Source organism: Burkholderia sp. B21-005 (assembly GCF_020843965.1).
Classification (GTDB): domain Bacteria; phylum Pseudomonadota; class Gammaproteobacteria; order Burkholderiales; family Burkholderiaceae; genus Burkholderia; species Burkholderia ambifaria.
Genome location: NZ_CP086302.1, coordinates 2223427 through 2248541, shown reverse-complemented (window position 1 = coordinate 2248541; position 25115 = coordinate 2223427). Strand labels below are relative to the sequence as shown.

Sequence of the window (25115 nt, the reverse complement as noted above, 5' to 3'; positions counted from 1 at the left end):
TTCGGCGTTCATCGTTGGTCGGCCAGTGTGCGGCCGCTGCATTCCGCCGCCCGCGCCGCGTCCATCGCCCGCGCCAGCGCATCGAATACCGCCGGCCCCTTGCAGCGCGACACGTTGAAGCGCATGAACGACGTCGCGCTGTGCGACGCGCTGAACACATCGCCTGGCGCGAGCACGACATCGTGATCGAGCGCATGACGCGCGACCCGCGCCGCATCGAGCCCGTCCGGCAGCTCCGCCCACACGAACAGGCCGCCGCGCGGCTCCGTCCAGATCCCGAGCCCGGCGCGCGCGAGCCGCCGGATCGTTTCGCCCATCGCATCGGCCAGTTGCGCACGCAGGCTGTCGAGATGGCGCCGGTACGTGCCGTCGACCAGCAGCCGGTGCACGACGTTCGCGCCGATCTGCGCGTTGCCGAACGACGTCGCGAGTTTCAGGTCGACGAGCGCGTCGATCCACTCCGGGCGTGCGGCGACATAGCCGCAGCGGATCGCGGCCGACAGCGTCTTCGAGAAGCTGCCGATCGACACGACGCGCGACAGCCCGTCGAACGCCGCGAGGCGCGGCGCGGGCGTGCTTTCGAAATCCGCGAAGATGTCGTCCTCGACGATCAGCAGGCCATGCTCGGTCGCCAGCGTCAGCAGCCGGTGCGCGACCGGCGGCGCGAGCGTCGCGCCGGTCGGGTTGTGCAGCGCCGAGTTGGTGATGTACAGGCGCGGCCGGTGCTCGGCGAGCACCTGTTCGAAGCGCGCGAGATCGGGGCCGTTCGGCGTGTACGGCACGCTGACGATCCGCGCGCGATGCGCGCGCAGCAGCGCCTGGAAGTTGAAGTAGCACGGATCGTCGAGCACGACGGTGTCGCCCGGCTCCAGCAGCAGCCGGCACACGAGATCGAGCGCATGCGTGCCGCCGTCGGTCAGCATGATCTGCGCGGGCTCCGCCTGGACGCCGTGCTGCGCGAGCCGCCATGCGAGCTGCTGGCGCAACGCGGGTAGCCCGAGCGGCGTCGCGTAGTCGGTCAGCGCGTCGGGTTCGTCGCGCGATACCGCGCGCAGCGCGCGGCGCAGGCTCTCGTCCGGCAGCCACGACGACGGCAGCCAGCCGCAGCCGGGCTTCACGGAGTTCGGCGCCGCCTCGAGCGACTGGCGCGACAGCCACAGCGGATCGAGTTCGCGATCGAGGCGCGGGCCGAGCTCGGCGAGCGCGAGCGGCGGCGCGTGGCCTGACACATAGAAGCCGGAGCCGCGCCGCGCGACGAGCACGCCTTCGCTCGCGAGCCGCTCGTACGCATCGACGACGGTCGATTTCGACACGTGCAGCCCATCGGCCATCATCCGGATCGACGGCACGCGTGCGCCGGGCATCAGCGCGCGGCTCGCGATCCGCGCGCGCAGCGTGTCCATCACGGTTTCCACGCGCGTGCGCGACGGCGTGGGCGGAGCAGGGCTTTGCACGGAACGGCTCATGGCGAGAAGGAACTGTACGGCCGGTTGTCCAGTACAGTTTGTCCGAATTGTATTGGGCTGTAGCTTACGCGCTTTTCGCGCACGGCGGATCATCGGTCATCCCCCCATTTTTCGATCAGGATTTCCCGTGCAAAAGACGACCGACGGATGGCTCAGCGGCCTGCTGGGCGTGATCATCTTCAGTGGCTCGCTGCCGGCGACGCGTGTCGCCGTGCAGGGGCTCGATCCGCTGTTCCTCACGTTCGCGCGCGCGACGATCGCCGGCGTGCTCGGCCTGATGCTGCTCGTCGCGCTGAAGCAGAAGCGGCCGACGCGCGCCGAGACCGTGTCGCTCGTCATCGTCGCGCTTGGGGTCGTGGTCGGTTTTCCGTTGCTGACCGCGCTCGCGCTCAAGCATGTGACGTCCGCGCATGCGATCGTGTTCGTCGGGCTGCTGCCGCTCGCGACCGCGTTGTTCGGCGTCTGGCGCGGCGGCGAACGGCCGCGGCTGCCGTTCTGGATCTTCTCGCTGGTCGGCAGCGGCGCGGTGGCCGCCTTCGCGCTGCGCAACGGCGGCAGCGCGTCGGTGGTGGGCGATGCGCTGATGCTGGCCGCGATCGTCGCGTGCGGGCTCGGCTATGCGGAAGGCGCGCGCCTGTCGCGCCAGCTCGGCGGCTGGCAGGTGATCTCGTGGGCGCTCGTGCTGTCGCTGCCGGTGATGCTGCCGCTCACGGGGTTCACGTGGCCCGCGACGTTCGACGGCGTCGACGCCGCCGCGCTGTGGGGGCTCGCGTATGTGTCGCTGTTCAGCATGTTGATCGGCTTCGTGTTCTGGTATCGCGGCCTCGCGCTCGGCGGGATCGCGGGCGTCGGCCAGCTGCAGCTGCTGCAGCCGTTCTTCGGCTTCCTGCTCGCGGCCGGGCTGCTGCACGAGACGGTGCCGCCGTCGATGCTCGTCGTGACGGTCGTGGTCGTCGCTTGCGTGGCGGGTGCGAAATATTTCTCGAAGATGGCGCCCGTGCAGCGCGCGGGCTGACGCGCGTGCGCGCGACGACGTGACGGGTGCCGCCCGTTCGCCGTCGCGCGTGCGCGGCTTACCCCATCACCACGTTCGCGAGCCGGAACTGGTACGCGGTCGCAGTCGTGCCGCCGCCGCCGCCCGTCATCACGATGTCGGCGCTCTTGATCCCGAGCAGCGACAGTTCGGTGTTGATGTCGGACAGCACGGCCGAATTCATCACCGCGCCCTGTTCGATCTGCGACGCGGTGCCGATCCACAGCGTCGGCTTGAACTCGAACACGGCCTTCTGGCCCGGCACGATGCCGGTCTTGTGCGCGAGCAGCCGGTTGTCCTTGAAGACCGACGCGGTGATCGCCCCCTGGCTCAGGTCGTTGCGCAGCTGGATCTCGCGCGACGTCGGCGCCGGGCCGGCCAGCGCGAGCACGTTGCCCGACGTCGAGCGCGACACGTTGAAGAGCTGTCCGTTGTCCGCACGCTTTTGCGGCATGTAGTTCCCGTCGGCATCGCTCGCGGAGACGGTCGTCAGCATCGGGAACACGAACGGATGGTTGTCGCCGCGTCCGCAGTTGGTGATGACCTTCCACGCGATCGCGAGCTCGTCGAAGTCCGTCGACACGTTCTTCTGGAAGATCACGATCTGGCTGTTGTTGACGTCGTTCGACAGGTTGACGAAGTTGAGATTGATGTCCATGAGTCACCTTGATTCGATTCGGATAACTGATTGATAGGGCGCCGGCCATGCGTTGCCGGCGCACGAACCGTTACGCCATCACCACGTTTTCCAGCCGGAACGTGAACGGCAGCGAACGCGGGCCCGGGCCGCCGCCGGTCATCACGATGTCGGCGCTCGCGATGCCGAGCAGCGACAGTTCCGTGTTGATGTCGGAGATCACGGCGGAATTCATCAGCGCGCCCTGTTCGATCTGCGACGCGACGCCGATCCAGATCGTCGGCTTGAACTGGAACACGGCCTTCTGGCCCGGCGCGACGGAGGTCTTGCGCGCGAGCGCGCTGCCGTCCTTGTAGATCGTCGCGTTGATCGCGCCGGCCGGCAGGTCGTTGCGCACCTGCACCTCGGCGCTCGCGCCCGGATCGCCGCCGAGCTGCAGCACGTCGCCCGAGCTGGAGCGCACGACCTGGAACACCTGGCCGTTCGTCGCGGTCTGCTGCGGCATGTAGTTGCCCCAGCTGTCGCTCGCGCTCACGCTCATCGTCATCGGGAACTTGAACGGATGGTTGTCGCCCTGGCCGCAGTTGCGGATCACCTTCCACGCGATCGCGAGTTCGTCGAAGTCGGTCGCCACGTTCTTCTGGAAGATCACGACGCTCGAGTTGTTGGCGTCGTTCGAGCGGTTGATCAGGTTCAGTTGGATATCCACGTCGTTGCTCCTTGAGTTTGAAAAAAACGGCAGTCGGTCTGCCGCACACCTTTCCCGCCGGCCCGGCCGTGAAGCCGTGCCGTCAAGCCGGTCCAAACGGTATCGGGCGGCGCTACGCGCGCACGATGTGCTCGAGCGCGAACGCGAACGGCTGCGCGTCGGCGCCGGTGCCGCCGCCCGTCATCACGATGTCCGCCGCGGCCACGCCCGCCAGCGGCAGCTGCGTGTTCGCGCTCGACATCACCGCCGCGTGCAGCGCGCGGCTTTCCTGCACCTGCGACGCCACGCCGATCCACAGCGTCGGCGTGAAGCGGAACACGGCCTTCTGCCCGGGCGCGACCGCTTCCTTCACCGCGATCAGCCGGCCCGCGCTGAACGCGTTGACGTTCACCGCGCCGCGCCGCATCCGGTTGACGACCTCGATGTCGCCGCCCGGTGCGTCGGCCGGGTCGGGCACGAGCCGGCCGCGTCCGGTCGGCTGCGTGTCCACGACGAAGCGCACGCCGGCGGGCGCCGTGACGCGCGGCGAGAAGTTACCGTGCTCGTCGCCGAGCGCGACGTCGATGTCGGTCGAGTAGTCGAACGGATGAAAGCAGTCGCGTCCGCAGTAGCGAATCACCTTCCACGCGATCGCGAATGCGTCGAGATCGGGCATCACGTCGCGCTGGAACAGCACGACTTCGCTGTTGCCGCGGTCGTTCGAGCGATTGATGAAGCGCAGCTTGATGTTCATGGCGCTTGCTCCTGATCGGGCGTGCCGCGTTCGTCGCGCAGCGTGCGGTCGGCCCACTGCGCAAGCGCGGGTGGCACGCCGTTCGCGAGCGACGCGACGTGCAGCGCATGCGCACGCGCCTGGGCCTGCAGGTCGCCGGCGAAGCGGCCGAGCGCCATCGCGGCATCGGCCGGCCCGCGCGTGCGGCCGAGATCGTCGAGGTATTGCGCGGCGGCATCCGCCATCGCGCCCGCATGCTGCAGGTGGCTCTGCGTGAAGCGCGTGGCGAGATCCGCATTCAGCGCCGCCAGCTCCTTGACCGCGGCGGCCGAACCGCCGAGCCCGAACCGTTCGAGCTGGCCGCGCCACAACGCGTCGGTCGCGGCCTGGCAGGCATCCGTATAGCGGTGGCCGGCGAGCAGCGCGGTGTGCGCGAACGCGCGCCACGCGGGGGCGCCGGGCGTGCCGCCGGGGCTGGTCGTCTGCGCGGCGAGCGTGCCGAACAGCTGGAGCGCGTCGGCGTGCGCGCGTTCCCATTGGGCGATGAACGTGGAGAACATGGCGATTCCTCGTGATGAAGGCGCGATGAAGGTGCAATGACGGCGTGATGCCGGCCGATACGCGGACTACTGACGCGCGGCGCCGAGGCGCTGCACCATCCGCATCACGGCGGCCATTTGCGGCGCGTCGCGGCGGTAGAAGCCGGGGTTGAGCGGATCGGCGCTCGTATACCCCCAGAAATCCCAGCAGCCGGCCGGATTGACGGCCGATTTCTCGACCTGCGGATAGAGCACGATCAGCCGGTTCGTATCGGCGATCTCGTTGTAGCCGACGCCGCGAATCATCCGCTCGCCGACCGTCGCGACGTTCTGCACGCAGCCGTGGAACACCACGTGCACCGCGCAAGTCACGCGCTCGCAATCGGCCGGCACGTACGCATAGCCGGTATCGCCGAGCGACGCGGTGCGGCGCGGATCGAACGCGCGCTGGTCGAACGCCAGCAGCTTGCCGCCTGCCTGCGCGGCCGGCGGATTGAGCGGCTTGTCGGGCGTGCCGTAGATCCACCGCACGATGTCGTGCGCCTGTTCGAAGCCGCAGTTGTCGATATACGGGCTCGCGTTCGCGCTGCACGCGTTGTCCTCGGGGCGGTTCGTGATGAACGCATGCCCGGCATCCGGCGATGCGCGGTACTGGAGGTTCGCGGCCGGCACCTGCGCGAGCGTGTAGAAGCGCGCGGTCTGGTCGACGACGCGCGTCGACACCACCGTATCCTTCGCGCCGCTGAACACGTAGATGCGCTGGCTGCGCAACGCGGCCGGATCGTCGATCTCGCCACGCTGCGCGAAGGTGCGCGCGGCGCGCCACGCATCGGCCGCGGACGGCGCGGGGCCGATCGGCTGCATGCACAGCGTGGCCGCGGCCACGGCCGGCGGGATCAGTGCGTTCACGCCCGCGCAATAGAACGGGCCTCCCGCGACGATGCCCGCGCCGATCAGCCGGCTCGAGAACGCGACGTCGAACTGCGCGGCCATGAAGCCGCCGGACGACAGCCCCGACACCGACGTGCGCTGCAGGTCGGCTGCGTAGGCCGGCAACGGATCGGCGGAAGCCGCGACGGCTTGCGGCGCGACCGAAGCCACGGCGGCCGCGGCGGCGACGGCGACGCAGACGGTGCGCAGCGCGCGGCGCATGGCGAGCGAAACGGCGAAGCGGGGCGGCATCGTGCGGCCGGTCGAGCGAGTGATGTTCATGCGAGGCTCCTGTTGTCGTGGCGAATGGCGGATGACGAATCGTTGTAACGGGTCGGATACGGCAAGACCGGACTTCAGCGACGGTTTCAGCTTACGGGTACGCGACGACTTGCGAAATGGCGCGAACGGCATGCGCGGCGACCCGTGACGTTCGGCCGGTGCGGCGTCACGGCGCTCATGACAGAAACAGCGCGCGCTCGGCCTGGCGGCGCTTCGTGAGCCCCGCGAGCGGCTTGCCGCCGGCCTTGTTCCAGACGAGGAACTGGTCGGCCGCACGCGTGCGCGCGCCGGCGTTCAGGTAGCGCAGCAGCGTCGACGAGCGCAACCGTCCCGCGCCGAGATTGAAGACGAACGACATCAGCGCGTCGAACTGCTGCTGCGTGACCGGCACGTGCAGCAGCTTGCGCAGGTTCAGCTCGGCGCCGCGCAGGTCGCGGCGCAGCAGCGCCTCCGCTTCGGCGGGCGTGAGCGGGCGCGTGAAGCGCTCGTTCGGCAGGATCAGGTGCCCGTAGCCGATCGTCGGCTTGCCGACCGCGTCGAGATAGCGCGCGAGGCGCAGCCCCTCGAACTGCTTGATCAGCGCGATGCCCTGCGCACCGGTGCGTTCAGGCTGGTTCGCCATCGTCGTTCTCCTTGCTGCCCGGCCGTGCGCGCGGCACCAGGCGATGCGTGTATTCGTCGATCACGCGCATGATCGCTTCGGGCGGGGCCAGCGCCATGAATTGCATTTCGATGTCGATGTGCTCGGTGTCGCGCTGCCGCGTATTGCCCTGCGCGTCCTTTTTCCCGGAACGCGGCGCGAACGTCACGTAGAAGCGGCTGCGCTGGTCGTCGTCGCCCGCGATGCCGCCGGCCGGCAGCGCCTCGGTGAAGTCGCCGCGCACGGTCAGGTGCACGATCATCCGGTCGAGCGCGAGCCCACGCGGCGTGGCGAGCGCGACGAGCGGCACCGGCATCGTGTGCTCCGCGTCGAGCGCGACCGTGACCTCGCGCGGCGCGAGCAGGCCGTCATCGCGCAGGTCGAAGAACTGGTCGAGCACGGCCGTGTACTGGTGCGCGAGCAACTGGTTCGCGGCGGCGGCGGCGTGCTGCATCCCGCGCGCGATTTCGTCGAGCGCGATGCCGCGCGGCGGCGGGCGCGCGTCGTCGGCCGGCATGCCGGGCGAAGGGGCGGGTGGCGCTGGCGGGGCGGGCGGGGCAGGCGGGGCAGGCGGCAAGCCGCCGGCGGACGCGCCGGGCGCGGTGGCCGGTGCGTCATGCGTGCCCGGTACGGCGCCGGCCGGCCAGCCGGCGCCATCGGGCGGCACATGGCGCGCCGGATCGGCGGCTAGCGCCGCCGGTGCAGCGGTACCCGCGCCCGCGCCGACATGGCCCGCTGCCGGCGCGGCCGGCGGCGGGACCGGCCCGTCGGGTTCCTGCCCGGCGTTGCCGCCGTCCGGACGCGGATTCCCGTCGTCGCGCCTGCCGCCGTCCGCGCGGCGCGACCGTCTGAAGAGCCTGAACATGGCCGGTCCGCGCGCTTACGCGTGCGCCGGCTGCCGGGCATCCGCACCGGCGGCAGCCGGCGCGGCCGCGCTGCCGCCGGATCCGGACGCGTCGCCGACCAGCTTGCCGTCGGTCGGCGTCGCCGGCAGCGGCTTCACGTCCTTCGCGTTGCCTTCGGTGACCACCGGTTTGGTCGCGGCTTCGGTCAGGAAGTCGATCACGCGCATCAGCGCTTCGGGCGGCGACTGGCGCTTCACCTGCGTATGGATCGAGTATTTCGCGCGCGTATCGGTGCTGCGCGTCTGCTCCGCCTTGTGCGACACGCGCCCGGACACGCTCACGCTGATCGGCCCCCAGCCGAACTTCGCCTGGAATTCGCCGCCGGCCTCGGTCGACGACGACGACTTCTCCGACTGCGTGATCTCCATCTCGAAGTCGATCGTGCCTTCCTCGATCGCGATGATCGGGTGGACGATCGCCGCGAGCAGCGGGATGCGCATGGTCTTCTGCACGACGCCTTTCGACACGCCGCTTTCGTCCACCAGCGTCTCGTCGTAGTCGAACTGGACGGCCACGGCCTTGCCGCCCTGGATGCAGACCTGCATCAGGAAATCCGCGTAGCTCTTCGCGGCCTGCGTCTGCGCGCTGATCATCGCTTTTAACGGGCCGGCGATCATTTGGTCCATGGGTAAAGCGTTAATGACCGAGCCGATGAAATTCGCGTCCATGAATAAACTCCTCTTCGTGTCGAAGACAACGGAAATTCGCTGTCGTTATTCACGTTAGGAAATTAAAAGCGGTTACCCAATATGACGTCCGTCATGGCCGGCGGCCCGGGCCGGCCCGCGACGGGCATCGGCGCGCGCGGCGGGGCCCGGCGCGGACGAATTAGGCCATTCGTCACGGAGCGACGGGCCTAGTGCGCGGTGCGTGAAACAGCGGTAAAAAAACGCCGGGTAGGGAAGTAAAAAAAACAAACCGAGCAGCCCGATTTCGAGGAAACCGCGCAATGAACGTTCTAATGATCGATAGCCCGCCGTTATTCGTCGCGGGTGTGGCGGACGTACTGTGTAAACGCGATGTCAACTGGCATGTGTGGTCGGCTCGCTGTCCCGAGGACGTCTTGCGCCTGCGCGATGCGTTGCTGCCCGAGACGGTGGAGGCAATCACGATCGAATGCGACGAGCACGCCGCGCGGCCGAGCTGGCCGAACGTGCTGCACGAGACGTTCGCCGGCGCGCCGTGGCTGTGCGTGGCGACGGCCGTGTGCCGCCGCACGATTGCCGATGCGCTGCTGGCGGGGGCGGCCGGCATCATCGACCGGCACGCGAGCGCCGACGAGTTCGCGGATGCGCTCGGCCGGGTGGCGGCCGGTGCGATCTACGTGCCGCCGAACGACGGCGGCGCGACGCAGGCGCGACCGGGCGGCCTGCCGGCCGGCGACGATCGCGCGTTCGAGCGTCTCACGCCGCGCCAGCGCGACGTGCTGCGCCTGTTGGCCGAAGGCAAGTCGAACAAGCAGATCTGCCGCGTGCTGAACGTCGCGGAAGGCACGATCAAGAACCACCTGTATGCGCTGTTTCGCCAGATCGGCGTGAGCAACCGGACCGAGGCCGCATTGTGGCTCGCGCGCCACGTGTCGTCAGATTCATCCGGCTTCCCGTTTGCGCCGGCCTGCCATGCGCCCGGCTGATGCGTGTGACGGGCGCACCGGCCGGGCCGGCGCGCGAGTTCGGCGTCGCGCTATTGCCGGGGCGCGTCGGGCGGGAGCGGATCGTCCGCGGCCGAGGGGACGGGATGGGCCGCGAGCATCGCGCGCGTGAACTCGGCGAGGCGCGCCCGGACGACGTCGGCGGACGCCGCGCCGTCGAGCGATTGCTGCAGGTCGAGCAGCCTCGCCGCCAGTTCTCCCTGCCATTGCGCGCGTTCGCCGGCCGCGCGCGCGCGATTCGCGGCGAGCGTCGCGCCGACCTCGGCCGAGCGATCGCCCTGCACGAGCGTCTCGAGCGTTTCGACGAGCCGCTGCAGCACGCGGTGCACGGCCGTCGCCGAGAAGCCGCCGAGCATCGCGAGCGCCGGCCGCCCGAAGCTGTGCATGCTGCCCTGCGCGAACAGCTGCGCCGGCAGCATCTCGACGAGGATCAGGCCGGCGATCACGCCGAGAATCAGCCGTGCACCGTACGATGCGTCGTACTTCGGATCGTAGGTTGAGGCGGCGACATAGTGGTGCGCCTGGAACAGCGTCGCGAACGAGGCGCCGAGGCCTGCGCAGCACAGCAGGAACGTCGTGTTCCACAGCAGCTGCATGCCGTTGGATTGCAGGAAGCCGCGCTCGATGTTCTCGCCCGACACCTGCGGCGACAGGCTCGTCAGCACGACCGCGAGCAGGAAGCCGAGCGCCGAGCCAGTCAGCAGCCGGATCAGCGGCACCGGGCCGAGCCACGCGAACGGGTGCGCCTGGCGCCGGTGCATGTCGAGCAGCGCGACCGCTTGCGGCGTCGCGGGCGCGACGAGCGTCGCGAGCTTGCGGTGGATCGCGGCGAGCGCGTGCTGCTGCGCGGGCGCCAGCGGCGTGGCGGCCGATGCGCCGGCTGATGCGCCGGTCGAACAGGCGGCCGCGATCAGCGCCGCGAGCCGCGCGACGAGTTCGGGCTCGATCGGCAGCCCGTGATGGAGCGCATAGCGCGCCATCGCCTCGCATTCGTCGCACAGCTGCGCGGCGAGATCGTCTGGTGCGCGTGGCGCCGCCGGCATCGCCTGCCGCGCGCGCCAGCGGCCGAAGCGCGAGGCGCCCATGTCACGGTGTACCGTCCGCGCCCGGCACGTCCACGTCGAACGCGTGGATTGCGACGCGTTCGCGATCCGAGCTCGACAGGTGACGCACGCACGGCGCTTCGGCGATGCGCTGCCAGCGCGTTCGCGTGCGGTCGACCGCGAACACGACGACTTCCCTCCGGCTGCGGCCGTCGTTGTGCGCGATGTATTGCAGCGAGTCCGGCACGTCGAATGCGCGATCGGTCGGATTCACGCCGTACGACAGCACGAAGTCGAGCACGAGTGCGACGTCGTCGAGATGCGGCGGCTTGACGTCGTTGCCCGGATGCCGGCGCCATTTCAGGAAGTCGAGGCAGATGTCGATGCCGAACGGCGGCGCGTCGCCGAGCCGGTTGTCGAAGCTGTCCGACAGGCGCGGGCCCTGGTACGGCGACGATGGCGGCGGCTCGGCCGTCGCGCTTTGCGGCGACACGTCGCTCGTCTTCAGCACCGTCACGAGCGTGCCGTCGCCGAGCCGGAACGTGTGGGCGAGCGGCGTGCCGGGCGCATCGACCGAGTTGCCGTAGTCGATCCACGATGTATGCCGCTTCGGCCAGATCGCGGCGCGGCGCGGCGCGTCGCCGTCACCGTCGCCGTCGTCGTGCGCGAGCGGCGGCAGGAAATTGGTCGTCGCGAACGTGAAATTGAGCGACACGTATGGCCCGACGAGCATGCCGTTATCGGGGACGTCGGCCGCCGCCTCGTGCTTCACGAGCATCGCGACGGTGCCGGGCAGGAACACGATCGGCCCGTACCGTTGCACCGGAAAGCGATCCGCGATGGCGCCGATCGCGCGCCGCACCGGATCGAGCTGCAGGTCGACGAGCGCGTGGAGTTCGTCGACGTCGCGCAGCGCGTCCCACCGCACGTTCCAGTAGAACTCGGGCGCGGTCACGAACGTGACGGGCGGCGCATCGTCGTCTTGCGCGTCGCGACGCACGGCTTCGAACGCGCTCGACAGCGCGCCGCTCAGGTGATTGAGCGCGACCTGCTGCACGCGCGCCGCATAAGCTTCGAGATCTTCGTCGGGCGCACGCTTGGGTTTGCTGTCGCACGCATAGCGTACGGAAACGACTCGGACAGGCTGTTTCAAGATCGGTTTCCTCTTTCTTCATGGCGGCGGCGCGGCGGGGCCACGCCGCCGCGGCTTCAGGTGGACGTGATGTCGGTGATCCAGAACCACGGGTTCGCGTACGGCCCGTCGACGACCTTCGCGACGGTTTGCCCGGGGCCCGGATCGAGCGTGCCGGGCACCCAGGTTTCGTAGTGGATCGGCGAGAAATACAGGCGGCCGAACACATAGTCGAACGCGATGCGCGCGCGATTGCCGCCGCGGAACAGCGTGTTCGTGCCGGCCGTGTATTCGACGTAGCCGGTCGTTTGCGTGTCTCCGCCGCGTCCGTTCGAATTCGCCTTGAACGTGCGCGCGTAGCGTTCGTACAGCTTCGCGCGCTCGGTGAGCCCGTCGAATGGGTCCGTCGGCGTGCCGTATCCGAACGTCGGCAGATAGCGCGGCGCGTTCTGGTGGATCTGCCGCATCGCCCCAAGCACGTCGCTGCCGATATGGCGCCCGGGCGGACCGCGATCGACGACGCGCGCGGACGTAGCGATTTCGGACATCAGCGCCCGCAGCTCGGGCGGTGCGTCGAGCCGAGCGAACGGAATCACGTACATCGGCAGCGTGCAGCCGGTCTGCTGCTTGCCCGCGCGCGGCGTATCGCCGGCATTCGCGATCAGGCTCAGCACGAACGTTTCCCACCGCAGCGACGCATTGAAGTCGAGGCTTGACATGGCGTGCTCCTTCGTCGGCATCAGGCCGGATCGCCGAGCGGGAAGCCCTTGGCCGCCCAATTGTTGAAGCAGGCCGTGCGGTCGTCGTTCGGCGCGTAGGTCGCGAGCGTGCCGTCGAGCAGGCCGGCGATCGCGTGCGCGGTGCGCGCGAAGCGCAGCGCCTCGGACAACGCGATCACGAGCCGCGTGAGATCGGGCTTGAACGGCGCGAACTTCGATGCGTCTGCCGGCCGGACCTTCGACAGCGTCCACACGGCCTGATGGAGGTTGCTCGGATTGATCGCCGGCAACGGATCGGTCGCGTAGCCGAGCCAGCCGTACGAACCGTCGCCGCCGAGCGCCGTCGCGCCGGTCGGCGTGCCGCCCGGAAACGGCCGGATGTCGAACACGAAGGCCATGCCGCTCTGGCCGACGAAGCCGAGTGTGTACAGCGACGCGTCGACGGCGGGGCCGTTCTTCGCGGCTTGCCATGCGAGGTTCAGCAGCAGCGACACGCGCGGCGCGCCGGCGTCGTCATCGATCACGAGGTCGACGGCATGCCGCGTCGCGCGCGTGCCGTTCCGACGGATCGTGTCGCGGAGCGCCGCGAGATCGTCCAGGTAGTCACTGCCGGTGGTGAGTCGAAGTTGCACGATGTCCACTCCTGTCGATAACCCGGCGTCGCTCGGCCGTCGAGACGGCGCGCGGATCGAAGCGGACGCGCAGCCGTGTGGCCACTGTGCGCGGCGCGCGGCGGGTGAACAATGCGGCGGAAGTCATGGCCATCGGTGTGACCGAACACCCGGGAAGCAGGTGCCGGATGCGGCCGACGCAGGCGGCGCAGGATGTGCGGCGGCGTCACGCGACGCGCATGAAGGCTTGGCAACTTCGACGGCGTGCTTCATGCATCGTCGAGCAGCACGCCTGCGCCGCGCCGAAAAACACAACGGCCAGGCTTGCCGGCAGCGGCAAGCCTGGCCGTTGGCGTTGCTGCCGCCGAACGCGTGTTGCTCGAATGTGTCGAGTGCGATCAAGGTACCGATCGCCTGCCGGCGGTGAATCAGCCGCGGCGTGCTTACGCGACGTGCGCGACGCCGTATTGCGACGACAGATAGCGCCGGATGTCGGCCGGCGAATCGATGAAGCGGCGGCCGTCGTGTTCGCGAATCCCGACCGCGTCATCCTTCGGCATGCGCCCGTCGCCGAGCACGAGCACTGGCGCCGACTGGTTGTCCTCGCCGATCAGCGCGACGATCGGCAGGCGCGGCCGCGGCGCGTCGATGTACTCGACCGCGACGGCCTCGCGCAGCTGCGGATAGAAGCTCAGCAGCCCTTCGACGGCGACCGAGTCGCCGCAGTAGAACGGACCTTCGGAGTCCTTGAAAAAACCGGGACGGAGAATGAACAGCGTGTCTTTCATGAGGGTCTCGCTATCAGTGGTGGTCGAACGTTGAAGAAAAAGGGTGGTGCGCGGTGACGCGCGTGACGCAGATGGCGTTGTCGGATTTCAGGCTTCCGCGAGCGCGGCCGCGGCGGCGCGCATTCTCGCGAAGCCGGCGTCGAGGTCGGCGATCATGTCGTCCGGATGCTCGAGCCCCGCGTGAATGCGCAGCAGCGGGCCGGCCGCGTTCCATTGCGTCGCGGTGCGCTGGCGCGACGGATTCGACGGGATGATCAGGCTTTCGAAGCCGCCCCAGCTGTAGCCCATGCCGAAGCACGTCATGCCGTCGAGCAGCGCGCGCACCGCATCGTCGGGCTGCGGATGCAGCACCAGGCCGAACAACCCGCACGCACCCGTGAAGTCGCGCTGCCACAGCGCGTGGCCGGCGTCGCCCGGCCGCGCGGGATACAGGATTTGCGCGACTTCCGGCTGCCGCGCGAGCCAGTCGGTCAGCACCTGCGCATTGCGCTGGTGGCGTTCGAGGCGCACCGACAGCGTGCGCAGGCCGCGCAGCGCGAGATACGCATCGTCGCCGCTGACGGTCATCCCGAGCTGCCGGTAGCAGCGCGTCACCTGCTGCGCGAGCGCTTCGGTCGTCAGGATCACCCCCATCAGCACGTCGGAGTGTCCGGCGATGTATTTGGTCGCCGCGTGGATCGACACGTCGACGCCGTGCGAGAACGAGCGGAAATTCAGCGGCGTGCCCCACGTGTTGTCGAGCAGCACGACCGCGCCATGCTGGTGCGCGACGCGGCAGATCGCGGGGATGTCCTGCACCTCGAACGTCAGCGAGCCGGGCGATTCGGTAAACACCGCGCGCGTGTTCGGCCGCATCAGCGCCGCGATGCCGGCGCCGATCGACGGATCGTAGTAGGTCGTCTCGATGCCGAGGCGGGCGAGCGTCTCGTCGCAGAACGAGCGGGTCGGGTCGTACGCCGAATCGACCATCAGCAGGTGATCGCCGGGATTCAGCACCGCGAGCAGCGCGGTCGTGATCGCGCTGAGCCCGCTCGGCGTCAGCAGCGCGGCATGTGCGCCTTCGAGGCGTGCCAGCGCCTTTTCGAGCGCCCGCGTGGTCGGGCTGCCGTGGCGTCCGTACGCGAGCGGCGTGCCGCGCACGGCGTCGAGCGCGTCGGTGCCGTGAAAGAGCAGCGTCGACTGCCGGTACACGGGCGGGTTCACCGGCGAGCCGGGCTGGCCGTGCGAGCGGCCTTCGTGAGCGAGCAGGGTGTCGGTCGAATGCAGGGGATTCAAGATGTCGTCCTTTGAAGGTCAGTCAAATCGGAGCGAGGCCGTCGCGCGGTCAGTGCAGGATCTTGTCGAGGAAGTCGCGTGCGCGTTCGGAGCGCGGCGCGGCGAAGAACGCATCGCTCGCCGCATCCTCGACCACCGCGCCCTGGTCCATGAAGATCACGCGATGCGCGACCTTTCTCGCGAAGCCCATCTCGTGCGTGACGCACACCATCGTCATGCCGTCGCGCGCGAGCTCGACCATCACGTCGAGCACTTCGTTGATCATCTCGGGGTCGAGCGCGGAAGTCGGCTCGTCGAACAGCATCGCGACCGGGTTCATCGACAGCGCGCGCGCAATCGCGACGCGTTGCTGCTGCCCGCCGGACAATTGCCCCGGATACTTGTTCGCATGCGCCTTCAGGCCGACGCGATCGAGCAGCTTCATCGCGTTGTCGAGCGCTTCGTCCTTGCGGCGGCCGAGCACCTTGACCTGCGCGAGCGTCAGGTTGTCGGTGATCGACAGGTGCGGGAACAGCTCGAAATGCTGGAACACCATGCCGACCCGCGCGCGCAGTTGCGCGAGTTTCGCGGCGGGATCGCCGAGCCGCATGCCGTCGACGACGATGCTGCCTTTCTGGAACGGCTCGAGGCCGTTGATCGTCTTGATCAGCGTCGACTTGCCGGAGCCCGACGGCCCGCAGACGACGACCACTTCGCCTTTCGATACCGCCGCGCTGCACGCCGAAAGGACCTGATGCTTGCCATACCACTTGGAAACGTTGTCGAGCGTGATCATGGGTTGTCCGTGGTGGAGGTTCGGGTTGAATGACATGCGCAGGCTCAATGCGTGGACGGCAGCGACAGACGCGTTTCGACACGGCCCTGCAGCCGCGTGAGCAGCGTGCTCAGCACCCAGTAGAGCGCGGCGGCCGCGAGGTACAGCGGCAGCGGCTGGAACGTCGCTGCGATGACTTCCTGCGTCGAGCGCAGCAGCTCGGTGACGGTGATCACCGACACGAGCGACGTGTCCTTGATCAGGCTGATCAGCGTATTGCCGAGGCTCGGCACCGCGAGGCGCAGCGCTTGCGGGCAGACGATGTAGCGCAGCGTCTGCACGTGCGTGAGGCCGAGGCTGTGCGCGGCCGCCCATTGCCCGCGGCCGATGCCGAGGATCGCGCCGCGCATGCTTTCCGACAGGTACGCGCCGGCGTTGAGCGTCAGCGTGAAGATGCCGGCCGTCGTCGGATCGAGCGTGATGCCGAGATCGGGCAGCCCGTAGTAGACGACGAACATCTGCACGAGCAGCGGCGTGCCGCGCATCAGGCTGACGTAGCCTTGCGCGAGACCGGATGCGAGCCGGTTGCTGCCGATGCGCATGATCGCGACCACGAGCCCGACGACGAGGCCGAGCGCCATCGACGCCACCGCGAACTTCAGCGTGAGCAGCGCGCCCTTCACCATCACGGGCAGGGTATGAATGACCAGATCGAGTGCTTCCATCGCGTGTCTCCTGATTGTGTGTCGTGTGCCGCCGAGGGGGCGGCGGGCCCGCGCGTTCGGGCGCGCGGGCGCGTGAAGGCTGCGTTATTGCGCGATCGGCTGCGTCGTGTCCGTGCCGAACCACTGCATCGAGATCTTCTTCAGCGTGCCGTCCTGCTGCAGCGACGCGACCGCGTCGTCGATCGCCTTCGCGAACTTCGGATTGCCCTTGCGGAACGGGATGCCCATCCGGTCCTCGCCGCCGGCGAGCACGGAGCCGGGCCGCAGCGGCAGGTGCGAGTTCTTGATCAGGTAGCTCAGCATCAGGCGGTCGTTGACTGCCGCGTCGATACGCCCCGCCGCGAGATCGCGCAGGTTTTCCGGCGTGCCCGGATAGACCTGCAGATCGATCGCGGGCACCGTCTTCACGAGATCGACGTAGTTGCTGCCCATCGTCACGCCGACTTTCTTGCCCTTCAGCTCGTCGAGCGACTTGAACGCACGCGTGTCGTTCTGGCGTTGCAGCAGCTGCGCGGACGAATACACGTACGGCATGCTGAAGTCGAGCGCCTGCTGGCGCGATGGCGTGATCGCGACCTGGTTGACGATCACGTCGAACTTGCCGGCCTGCAGCCCGGCGAGAATCCCGCTCCATTCGGTCGTGACGAACTGCGGCTTCACGCCGAGCCGCGCGGCGACCGCCTTCGCGACGTCGACGTCGAATCCTTCGAGTTGTCCTTCGGCATTGCGGTAGTCGAACGGCGGGTAGGTGCCTTCGAGTGCGATCTTCAGCACGCCGGCCTGTTTGACGGTGTCGAGCAGATCCGCCGCGTGCGACGCCGTGGCCGCCACGCAGAGGAGGGCGGCGGCGAGGCCTTGCTTGAGCGTCGGGGTGAAGGGCTTCATGGTTGTCTCCGGGTGTTGTCGAAACGTCGTTGTCGAAATTTTTGGGCGTACGTGTCCGCGGCGACGGGCGGTGTCGCCGTGGGCGGGAAGCGGGCCGCAGTGGAATGCGGCGCGGGAAAGGTGCGGCGAGAGACGGCGAAAGACGGCGCGAGAGGCCGCGAGCCGTTTGCCGCGATGCGTTACGGCATGCGTTCGCGCACGGTGGCGTAACGGTGCGCGGCGAAGAGTTCAAGCGTCGTGTTCATGAGTGCCCGTGCGGCTTGCGAGTGGGGTAGACCGGCTGCATCGTCGATGCGTGTCCGGTGACGCAAATGCTGAACGACTGAGGGCAATCTTAGATTTGTCAAAAAGGAAAGTGCTTCCAAAAATGCACGGACTTTCCACGCGGCATGGAATGTTTTTCTCCTTGCATGAAACACGGTGCAAGCGATCTGCTGCGGTTGCACGGGATGCGCAGCATCCGGTGCTACGCCGTGCTCGAGCGGTTGCTCCGAGCACCATCGCCGAAAAGCAAAACGGCCAGGCATGCCGGTAGCGGCTAGCCTGGCCGTTGGCGTCCGGTTGATCGAACGCGGCGCGAAGGCGCGTGTTACTCGAACGTTTCGAGCGCGAGCAGTTCGCCGATCGTCTGCCGGCGGCGGATCAGCCGCGGCGTGCCGCGATCGACCAGCACTTCCGGCGCGAGCGGCCGGCTGTTGTAGTTCGAGGACATCGATGCGCCGTATGCGCCCGCATCGTGCAGGAACAGCAGGTCGCCGATCTGCGGTTGCGCGAGCGTGCGGTGCGTGACCACGCCGCCTGCGTCCTGGGTGAACACGTCGCCGGATTCGCACAGCGGCCCCGCGATCGCGATGTCGACGAGCGGCCGGCCGGCCGGCAGCGCGCCGTCCGGCGCATGCACGGACACCGCGTGGTAGCTGCCGTACATCGACGGACGCATCAGGTCGTTGAAGCCCGCATCGATCAGCACGAAGTCGTGCTTCGGCCGGTGGTTCACGGCCTGCACTTCGGTGACGAGCGTGCCGGCCTCGGCGACGAGGAAGCGGCCCGGCTCGATCTCGATGCGCACCGCATGCCCGAGATGCCGTTCGATCCGCTTGCGCGCGGCATCCCACTGGCTGAAGTAGTGGCCGACGTCCACGCGCGGCTCGCCGTCGCGATACGGAATCGACAGCCCGCCGCCGGCGGAGATCGCTTCGATGTCGTGGCCAAGCGACGTGACGAGGTCGACCATCGCGTCGCACACTTGCGACAGGTGGCCATAGTCGACGCCCGAGCCGATATGCATGTGGATGCCGACCAGCTTCAGCCCGTACTGGCGCACGATCTCGATCGCGCGCGGCACGTCGTCGATCCAGATCCCGTGCTTGCTCTGCGGGCCGCCGGTATTGGTCTTGTTGCTGTGGCCGTGGCCGAAGCCGGGATTCACGCGCAGCCACACGCGATGGCCGGGCGCATGCTCGCCGACGCGTGCCAGCATGTCGAGCGAGCCGGCGTTCACGGTCACGCCGTGCTTCAGCACGGCGGCGAGCGTCGGGCGGTCGATCAGGTCGGCCGTGAACACGACGCCTTCCGGATCGCCTGCAGGACTGAACCCCGCCGCGAGGCTGCGCTCGATCTCGCCGAGCGACACGGCGTCGACGCACACGCGTTCGTCGCGCATCAGCTTCAGGATATGCAGGTTCGAGTTCGCCTTCTGCGCGTAGCGGATCACGTCGAACTGACGCAGTTGGGCGATACGGTCGCGGATGACGTCGGCGTCGTACACCCACAGCGGGGTGCCGTATTGCTGCGCGAGCGTCGCGAGCTGGCGGGAATCGAGGGACATGGCGGAGGAACCAAAGCGAATGAACGGACAGCCTGAATGATGCGCCTGTTCGTCTATACAGTAAAATGCCTGATTATCGATGTTCGATTCATTTCTGATATAGGCAGCCATGCTCACACACCGGCACATCGAGGTCTTCCGCGCGCTGATGGTCACCGGCAGCACGACGCGTGCGGCCGAGATGCTCTATACGTCGCAGCCCACGATCAGCCGCGAGCTCGCGCGGATGGAGCAGGTGGTCGGCTTCGCGCTGTTCGAGCGCTCGCATGGCCGGCTGCGGCCGACGATGGCCGCGCTCACGCTGTTCGACGACGTGCGGCTCGCGTATGTGGGGCTCGAGCGTGTCGCGGCGACGGCCGCGCGGCTGCGCGAGTTTCGCGACGGGCAGCTGTCGGTGATCGCGCTGCCGGCGTTTTCGCACGCGATCCTGCCCGGCGCCTGCCGGCGCTTTCATGACGCGCATGCGGGCGTCAGCGTGTCGGTCGCGACGCAGGAGTCGCCGGTGCTCGAAGAGTGGCTGACCGCGCAGCGCTACGATCTCGGGCTGACCGAACACGACGTCGCGCCGGCCGGCACCGTGCTCACGCCGCTGCTCGAAGTCGACGAGGTGTGCGTGCTGCCCGACGGCCATCCGCTGCTCGCGCGGCGCGCGATCGATCTCGCGGATCTCGCCGATCGTCCGTTCGTGAGCCTGTCGCTGAACGACCCGTACCGGATCCTGATCGACGAGGCGTTCGCGCAGCTCGGCGTCGCGCCGCGTTCGGTGGTCGAGACGCCGTCGGCCGTGTCGGTGTGCGCGTTCGTGCGGCAGGGGCTCGGCGCCGCGATCGTCAATCCGCTGACCGCGCTCGATTTCGTCGGGCGCGACCTGCACGTGCGGCCGCTCACGCGCTCGTTTCCGTATCGCGTCAGCGTGATCGTGCCCGAGCACCGGCCGAAGAGCCTGCTCGTCGACGCCTTCGCCGATGCGCTGCGTGGCGAAGCGAAGGCGATTCGACAACGGCTCGCCGCGCTGCCCGGCTGACGCCGGCCGTATGATGGGCATTTCGATGTGCGTTTTGCCGCGCACGGCGTCCTCCTCCTCGTCACCTTCACGGCAACGGAACCCGTCATGACCGACGCTTCGTCTTCTCTCGAACAACCGACGCTTGCCGGCGCGCGCATCGTATTGCGGCCGCTCGCAGCATCCGACCGGCAGGCGCTGCTGGACGCCGCGGCGGACGGTGAACTGTGGAATCTGAAGGTCACGGTCGTGCCGGGCGAAGACACGGTCGATGCCTATATCGACACCGCGCTGCAAGGCCGCGCGGCCGGCACGGTGATGCCGTTCGTGATCGTCGAGCGTGCGTCGGGCCGCGCGATCGGCAGCACGCGTTTCTGGAAGATCGACCGCAACAATCGCAAGCTCGAGATCGGCCATACGTGGCTGAGCGAATCGGCGCAGCGCACGCGCGCGAATACCGAAGCGAAATGGTTGTTGCTCGCGTACGCGTTCGACACGCTGCACTGCGTGCGCGTGCAGTTCACGACCGACGAACTGAACGAGAAGTCACGCGCGGCGATTCTGCGGCTCGGCGCGAAGCAGGAAGGGATCGTGCGTCACGAACGGATCATGCCCGACGGCCGCAAGCGCAATTCGGTGCGCTTCAGCATCATCGACGACGAATGGCCTGAGGTGAGCGAGCGGTTGCGGGCGAAGCTCGCGACGTAACGCGAACCGGGGTGCCGCAGGCGTCGCGCCGCCGGAGAGGGGGACGGCGACGCGACGAGGGGGGAAGCGGGGTGCCGCGCAGGTTGCGCGGCGGGTTATCGCCTGACTGGCGTGACTGGCGTTATTGCGCCGATGCGAGGTGATGACGTTGCGCGAGCTTCTGCGCTTCCGCGTAGTGGGCCTGCAGGATCGGCAGCGACTGGCGTGCGACTTCCTTCAGCTTCGTGTCGCGGCCTGCCGCGATTTCGGCCTGGAATGCCGAGATCGTCTTCTGCTGGCCGGCGAGCGCGACCTGCTCGATGTACGCCTTGTCGAATTCCGCGCCGCGCAGGGTCTTGATGCTGTCCAGCACGGTCGTGTCGGGATCGTTGGCCGGCACGTCGACGCCACGCGGGCTGGCCGCGCGCATCGCCTGGATGATCTTCGCATCGTCGGTCGACACGCGTTGCGCGAACGCCTTCACCTGGCTGTCCGACGTGCGCGAATCGGCGATGCGTGCGGCGTCGTGCTGCGTCGACACGGTTTTCGTGCCGTCCGTGATGAAGGTCTGGTCGGCTTCGTGGATGCGCGTTTGCGTGGCGGCGGTCGGTGCGGCCGGCGCCGGTTGAGCGGTTTGCGCGGTCGCCGTCACGGCGACGAGAAGCAGGCCAGCGGCAGACAATGCAAGGCGCGAGATTTGGGGAAAGCGGTTCATAGGACCTCCTCGATCGGGGCTCTGATTAATGGGCGGATCGCGTGATCCGCGGCTGTGCGAGAGACCGGGCGCGCCCGGGCCGGACTCGACGCCGCTCTGCCGCGGCGGCGTTCGAAGTGTTTCCCGGCCCGAATGATTCTAGGAGAGCGCTCCCGTAGCAGGTGCAACCGCGCTGTGGTTTGTGTAACGGTTGGTAAGACGAATCGATGGGTGCGCGCGTGGACAGGTAGTGCGTACCTGTCGCGTGCATCGTGGCGGCAATTTTTGCGTGCACGATGCGCATGCAATGGATGCGATGTGCGCACGTGTCATCGGCGTTTCATCGTCTTGCGGGCGGGTATCGAGTGATTGCGTCACGACGCGTCGAATCGAGCGCGCGATGCGCCCGACACCATCAAACGCGATCGAGCAGTGCGTCGAGACGCGGCAGCAATGGTGTCGCGCAATGCGCCTGCAACGCGTCGGGGGCCGTGTAACCCCATGCGACGCCCTGGAATGCGATGCGCGCACGGCGCGCCGCTTCGGCATCGCGGATTTCATCGCCGACATACAGCACGTCGTCGGGCTGCATGCCTGCTTCGCGTACGAGCGCACGTAGCCGGCGCGCCTTGCCGAACAGCGGAATGCCGCAGGCGAACGTATCGACGCATCGGCTCGCATGCGGGCCGAGCCGGTCGCGCACGATGTCCTCGGTGTTCGACGTGGCGATCGCGATGCGGATGCCGCGCGCGGCGAGTGCGTCGAAGGTCGCGTCGACGCCGGGGAACAGCTTCACGTGCGCGATGCGCGGCCGCATCAGCCGGCGCATGTCGATCGTCACGCGCGGCACTTTCCACATCGGCACCTCGAGCGCGCGGATGATCTCGCGCGCCGACATGCCGCGCAGCGCGGGGCGCAACTCGGGCGTCGCGTCGCGAAAGCCGTGCATGCGCGACGCCTCCGTCAGCGCGGAGAGAAAGCAGTCGAGTGAATCGGCGAGGGTGCCGTCGAAGTCGAACGCGATGAGTCGATAGGGCATGAAGTGATGCGGCAGGTTCATCGAGCCGCCGACGATATCACTGAATCGAGCCTCGTTGGCTGCACGATGGGTTGCGCAAGCCTCGCTTGTCGCCCACCCCGCGCCGCGCTATCGTTGCTGCTCCGCCCCGATCCGACAGGAGAGCCGACGTGCCCGCAGCCCCAACCGCCACGCTGAGATTTTCCACCGACAAGCGCGAACTCGACATCGACGCGATCTTCGATTTCCTGCATCGCGACGCGTACTGGTCGCAGGGCATTCCGCGCGACGTCGTCGAGCGTGCGATCGACGGCTCGCTGTGCTTCGGCGCGTATGTCGGCGACCGGCTCGTCGGGTTTGCGCGGCTCGTGACCGATCACGCGACGTTTGCGTACCTCTGCGACGTATTCGTGCTGCCGGCCGACCGCGGCAACGGCTACGGCCGCGCGCTGATCGATCACGTGTTCGCGCAGCCGATGGTGCAAAGCCTGCGCCGCATCATGCTCGTGACGACCGACGCGCATGAGCTGTACCGGCCGGTCGGGTTCGGGCCGTCCGCGAATCCCGAGCGGCTGATGGAGATCCGCCGCCCCGACATCTACGTGAAGCGCTGACGCGCGGCGAGCGCATACAATACGCGCTTTCGTTTTTTGCCGAAGGAAAGCAGATCATGACCGAACAGGAAGCCGAACAGCTCGCCACGCATCGTCACTACAAGGGCGGGCTATATCGCTACATCGGCGTCGCCCGTCATTCCGAAACCGAGGAATCGGTGGTCGTGTACGAGCATCTGTGGCCGCATGCGCGCGGCCTGTGGGTACGCCCGGAAGCGATGTTCAACGAGAACCTGCCGGACGGCACCCCGCGTTTTCGCAAGCTGCGTGACTGAGCGGTAGGCGGCGGCTGACAACGAGCGCGTCGCCGTACATGCGCAAGCGGCAAACCCCACGCGCATCGCCCGCCGCTCGGCGCGACTCCGCCGGCCTCATGCGCCGGCTAGCGCCTTCATCAATTCGGGCGGCGCGTGCGCGACCGTCACGTCCGGCGTGCCATGCCACGCGGCCAGCCGCTTCACGGCCTTCGCGACGTCGGCCGCGAGTCCCGTGCCGAACCGCACGCCCGGCTCGACATGCACCGCCTTCAACTCGAACGTGCCGAGCACGCGATGCGCTTTCGCGTCGATGCGGCCGATCAGCCGGCCGCGATGCAGCACCGGCAGGCAGAAATAGCCATAACGCCGCTTGTGCGCCGGCGTATAGCACTCGATCGTGTAGTCGAACCCGAACAGCGTCGACGCACGCCGGCGGTCCCACACCACCGGATCGAACGGCGACAGCAGCGTCGTGACCGTCGAGCGCAGCGTGTCGGCCGCGGCGGCCGGCAGCAGCGCTTCGAGCGAGCGATGCACGTAGGCCGGCTCCTTCCAGCCGGCGATCTCCACCGGAAGCAGCTCGCCCGCGTCCGCGAGGCGCTCGAGCTCCGCACGGTACGAACGGCGCGGCAGCCGGTAGTAATCGGCCACCCAGTCCGCGCGCACGACGCCGAGCGCGCGACACGTGTAGTCGAGCAGCGCGGGCAGCACCGCGTCGCGCGGCGGCAGGTCGCGCGCATCGTCCCAGCCGGGCAGCACGCGCTCGCGCACGTCGTAGATGCGCTGGAAATTGCGGCGTTCGGACACCATCAGGTCGCCGGTCGTGAACAGCACTTCCAGATGTTTCTTCTCCGGCTTGCGGTCCCACCATCCGTTGCCCTTCACGCCGTCTTCGCGGATGAAATCCGCCGACCGCACCGGGCCTTCGTCGCGAATCCGCGCGAGCAGCCGTTCGATGTCGGCGCGGTTCTGTTCGTGCCATTCGGCCGCGTATTTCCAGCCCGTCCCCGACGGATCGAGCATCTTGTAGCGCATCAGCCCGAATTGCTCGATCGGCAGGAAGCACGCTTCGTGCGACCAGTATTCGAACAGGCGCGCCTCGGCGAGATGCTCGTCGAGCCACTGCGGGGCAAAGTCGCCGAGACGGCTGAACAGCACGAGATACGGGCTGCGCGCGACGACGTGAATGGTATCGATCTGTAACTGCGCCATCCGGCGGATCGTGTCGAGCACGTCGGCCTTGGTGGCCTTGCGGCGGGGCGGGGTCAGCAGGCCCTGCGCGGCGAGATGCAGCGCGCGGGCGGCGGCAGGCGAGAGCGTAAGCATCGGAGCGGCGGCTGAGGGTGACGGTCGGGCACCACTTTAGCGCGAAAGCGGCGCACAGGTGCGGCGCGCGCACGCCGCGGCGTCTGACAATGCTTGACAGATGCGCGACGCGACTTTCCTTATAGTGCGGACATGGCGCGACGCATTGTGCGCGCAACGATTCCGCTTCCGACGCACATATGTCCATGGCACGCAGGAAGCAGATCCGGGATTCTCAACCCCCAACGAGAGACCCGGAGCCCTGAGCGGACA

The 25115-nt window shown here is 68.3% G+C and carries 28 protein-coding genes; 6 read left to right on the top strand and 22 right to left on the bottom strand.

All coding sequences use genetic code 11. From position 1 onward, the window contains the following. Nucleotides 1–8 precede the first annotated feature (8 nt). The gene (locus LMA02_RS26610; RefSeq protein ID WP_228908172.1) at nt 9–1466 is read right to left on the bottom strand and encodes a PLP-dependent aminotransferase family protein; all 1458 of its coding nucleotides are present in this window, start codon (nt 1464–1466) and stop codon (nt 9–11) included. Nucleotides 1467–1593: 127 nt separating this feature from the next. Between LMA02_RS26610 and LMA02_RS26605 the strand changes: the two genes are divergently transcribed. Then, nucleotides 1594–2481 carry a DMT family transporter gene (locus LMA02_RS26605; RefSeq protein ID WP_165753506.1) on the top strand — a complete coding sequence of 296 codons (888 nt, stop codon included), beginning with the start codon at nt 1594–1596 and terminating at the stop codon, nt 2479–2481. A gap of 58 nt (nt 2482–2539) precedes the next feature. On the opposite strand, the gene LMA02_RS26600 is transcribed toward LMA02_RS26605, so the two are convergent. From LMA02_RS26600 to LMA02_RS26565, 8 genes are all read right to left on the bottom strand, one after another. Next, on the bottom strand, nt 2540–3157 hold the full coding sequence (locus LMA02_RS26600) for a hypothetical protein (RefSeq protein WP_166726191.1): 618 nt from the start codon (nt 3155–3157) through the stop codon (nt 2540–2542). 70 nt (nt 3158–3227) lie between these two features. After that, entirely contained in the window at nt 3228–3845 is a 618-nt protein-coding gene (locus LMA02_RS26595) for a hypothetical protein (RefSeq protein WP_006760772.1), read from the bottom strand. 112 nt (nt 3846–3957) lie between these two features. Beyond that, entirely contained in the window at nt 3958–4578 is a 621-nt protein-coding gene (locus LMA02_RS26590) for a hypothetical protein (RefSeq protein WP_228908171.1), read from the bottom strand. After that, on the bottom strand, nt 4575–5117 hold the full coding sequence (locus LMA02_RS26585) for a hypothetical protein (RefSeq protein WP_228908170.1): 543 nt from the start codon (nt 5115–5117) through the stop codon (nt 4575–4577). Before LMA02_RS26585 ends, LMA02_RS26590 begins: the two co-directional genes overlap by 4 nt. Nucleotides 5118–5183: 66 nt before the next feature. Next, entirely contained in the window at nt 5184–6308 is a 1125-nt protein-coding gene (locus tag LMA02_RS26580; RefSeq protein WP_228908169.1) for a poly(3-hydroxybutyrate) depolymerase, read from the bottom strand. Nucleotides 6309–6483: 175 nt separating this feature from the next. Further along, complete coding sequence (locus LMA02_RS26575; protein WP_011659244.1) at nt 6484–6930, bottom strand: lysozyme; 447 nt, start codon at nt 6928–6930, stop codon at nt 6484–6486. Further along, a complete protein-coding gene (locus LMA02_RS35340; protein WP_267478983.1) occupies nt 6914–7813 on the bottom strand; it encodes a DUF2589 domain-containing protein in 900 nt (299 codons plus the stop codon). The genes LMA02_RS26575 and LMA02_RS35340 overlap by 17 nt, the downstream gene beginning before the upstream one ends. A 15-nt stretch (nt 7814–7828) precedes the next feature. Next, a complete protein-coding gene (locus LMA02_RS26565; protein WP_012366524.1) occupies nt 7829–8521 on the bottom strand; it encodes a DUF2589 domain-containing protein in 693 nt (230 codons plus the stop codon). Between the two features lie 281 nt (nt 8522–8802). On the opposite strand from LMA02_RS26565, the gene LMA02_RS26560 reads away from it, so the two are divergent. After that, nucleotides 8803–9486, top strand: coding sequence for a helix-turn-helix transcriptional regulator (locus LMA02_RS26560; RefSeq protein ID WP_012366523.1), 684 nt, complete (start codon nt 8803–8805; stop codon nt 9484–9486). Between the two features lie 50 nt (nt 9487–9536). Here the strand turns inward: LMA02_RS26560 and LMA02_RS26555 are convergent, their stop codons facing one another. The 10 genes from LMA02_RS26555 to lysA form a co-directional block, all read right to left on the bottom strand. Next, nucleotides 9537–10589 (bottom strand): hypothetical protein, encoded by a 1053-nt coding sequence (locus tag LMA02_RS26555; RefSeq protein WP_228908167.1) that lies wholly within the window; start codon nt 10587–10589, stop codon nt 9537–9539. A 1-nt stretch (nt 10590) separates the two neighbouring features. Beyond that, nucleotides 10591–11700, bottom strand: coding sequence for a hypothetical protein (locus LMA02_RS26550; RefSeq protein ID WP_228908166.1), 1110 nt, complete (start codon nt 11698–11700; stop codon nt 10591–10593). A gap of 56 nt (nt 11701–11756) precedes the next feature. Beyond that, nucleotides 11757–12398 carry a hypothetical protein gene (locus LMA02_RS26545; protein ID WP_006751707.1) on the bottom strand — a complete coding sequence of 214 codons (642 nt, stop codon included), beginning with the start codon at nt 12396–12398 and terminating at the stop codon, nt 11757–11759. A gap of 20 nt (nt 12399–12418) precedes the next feature. Beyond that, entirely contained in the window at nt 12419–13030 is a 612-nt protein-coding gene (locus tag LMA02_RS26540; RefSeq protein ID WP_228908165.1) for a ribosome-inactivating family protein, read from the bottom strand. A 422-nt stretch (nt 13031–13452) separates the two neighbouring features. Further along, on the bottom strand, nt 13453–13797 hold the full coding sequence (locus LMA02_RS26535; RefSeq protein WP_228908164.1) for a DUF3088 domain-containing protein: 345 nt from the start codon (nt 13795–13797) through the stop codon (nt 13453–13455). An 87-nt stretch (nt 13798–13884) separates the two neighbouring features. Then, complete coding sequence (gene metC / locus LMA02_RS26530) at nt 13885–15072, bottom strand: cystathionine beta-lyase (protein ID WP_228908163.1); 1188 nt, start codon at nt 15070–15072, stop codon at nt 13885–13887. A gap of 49 nt (nt 15073–15121) precedes the next feature. Next, nucleotides 15122–15847 (bottom strand): amino acid ABC transporter ATP-binding protein, encoded by a 726-nt coding sequence (locus tag LMA02_RS26525; RefSeq protein WP_041491502.1) that lies wholly within the window; start codon nt 15845–15847, stop codon nt 15122–15124. 44 nt (nt 15848–15891) lie between these two features. Then, entirely contained in the window at nt 15892–16551 is a 660-nt protein-coding gene (locus LMA02_RS26520) for an amino acid ABC transporter permease (RefSeq protein WP_011659235.1), read from the bottom strand. 84 nt (nt 16552–16635) lie between these two features. Beyond that, nucleotides 16636–17436, bottom strand: coding sequence for a transporter substrate-binding domain-containing protein (locus tag LMA02_RS26515; protein WP_228908162.1), 801 nt, complete (start codon nt 17434–17436; stop codon nt 16636–16638). Between the two features lie 589 nt (nt 17437–18025). Continuing rightward, nucleotides 18026–19264 carry a diaminopimelate decarboxylase gene (gene lysA / locus LMA02_RS26510; RefSeq protein WP_175790424.1) on the bottom strand — a complete coding sequence of 413 codons (1239 nt, stop codon included), beginning with the start codon at nt 19262–19264 and terminating at the stop codon, nt 18026–18028. A 109-nt stretch (nt 19265–19373) separates the two neighbouring features. Between lysA and LMA02_RS26505 the strand changes: the two genes are divergently transcribed. Beyond that, nucleotides 19374–20288, top strand: coding sequence for a LysR family transcriptional regulator (locus tag LMA02_RS26505; protein WP_175654465.1), 915 nt, complete (start codon nt 19374–19376; stop codon nt 20286–20288). 87 nt (nt 20289–20375) lie between these two features. Continuing rightward, nucleotides 20376–20975, top strand: coding sequence for a GNAT family N-acetyltransferase (locus LMA02_RS26500; protein WP_228908161.1), 600 nt, complete (start codon nt 20376–20378; stop codon nt 20973–20975). A 121-nt stretch (nt 20976–21096) separates the two neighbouring features. On the opposite strand, the gene LMA02_RS26495 is transcribed toward LMA02_RS26500, so the two are convergent. Both LMA02_RS26495 and LMA02_RS26490 read right to left on the bottom strand, forming a co-directional pair. After that, nucleotides 21097–21669: a DUF4142 domain-containing protein gene (locus LMA02_RS26495; protein ID WP_212063378.1), complete on the bottom strand. Its 573-nt coding sequence runs from the start codon at nt 21667–21669 to the stop codon at nt 21097–21099. A 394-nt stretch (nt 21670–22063) separates the two neighbouring features. Further along, nucleotides 22064–22687, bottom strand: coding sequence for an HAD hydrolase-like protein (locus LMA02_RS26490; protein WP_228908160.1), 624 nt, complete (start codon nt 22685–22687; stop codon nt 22064–22066). Between the two features lie 149 nt (nt 22688–22836). On the opposite strand from LMA02_RS26490, the gene LMA02_RS26485 reads away from it, so the two are divergent. Continuing rightward, the gene (locus LMA02_RS26485; RefSeq protein WP_228908159.1) at nt 22837–23280 is read left to right on the top strand and encodes a GNAT family N-acetyltransferase; all 444 of its coding nucleotides are present in this window, start codon (nt 22837–22839) and stop codon (nt 23278–23280) included. 56 nt (nt 23281–23336) lie between these two features. Then, a complete protein-coding gene (locus LMA02_RS26480) occupies nt 23337–23555 on the top strand; it encodes a DUF1653 domain-containing protein (RefSeq protein ID WP_006751720.1) in 219 nt (72 codons plus the stop codon). A gap of 96 nt (nt 23556–23651) precedes the next feature. On the opposite strand, the gene LMA02_RS26475 is transcribed toward LMA02_RS26480, so the two are convergent. Then, nucleotides 23652–24863 (bottom strand): winged helix-turn-helix domain-containing protein, encoded by a 1212-nt coding sequence (locus tag LMA02_RS26475; protein WP_228908158.1) that lies wholly within the window; start codon nt 24861–24863, stop codon nt 23652–23654. Between the last annotated feature and the right edge of the window lie 252 nt (nt 24864–25115).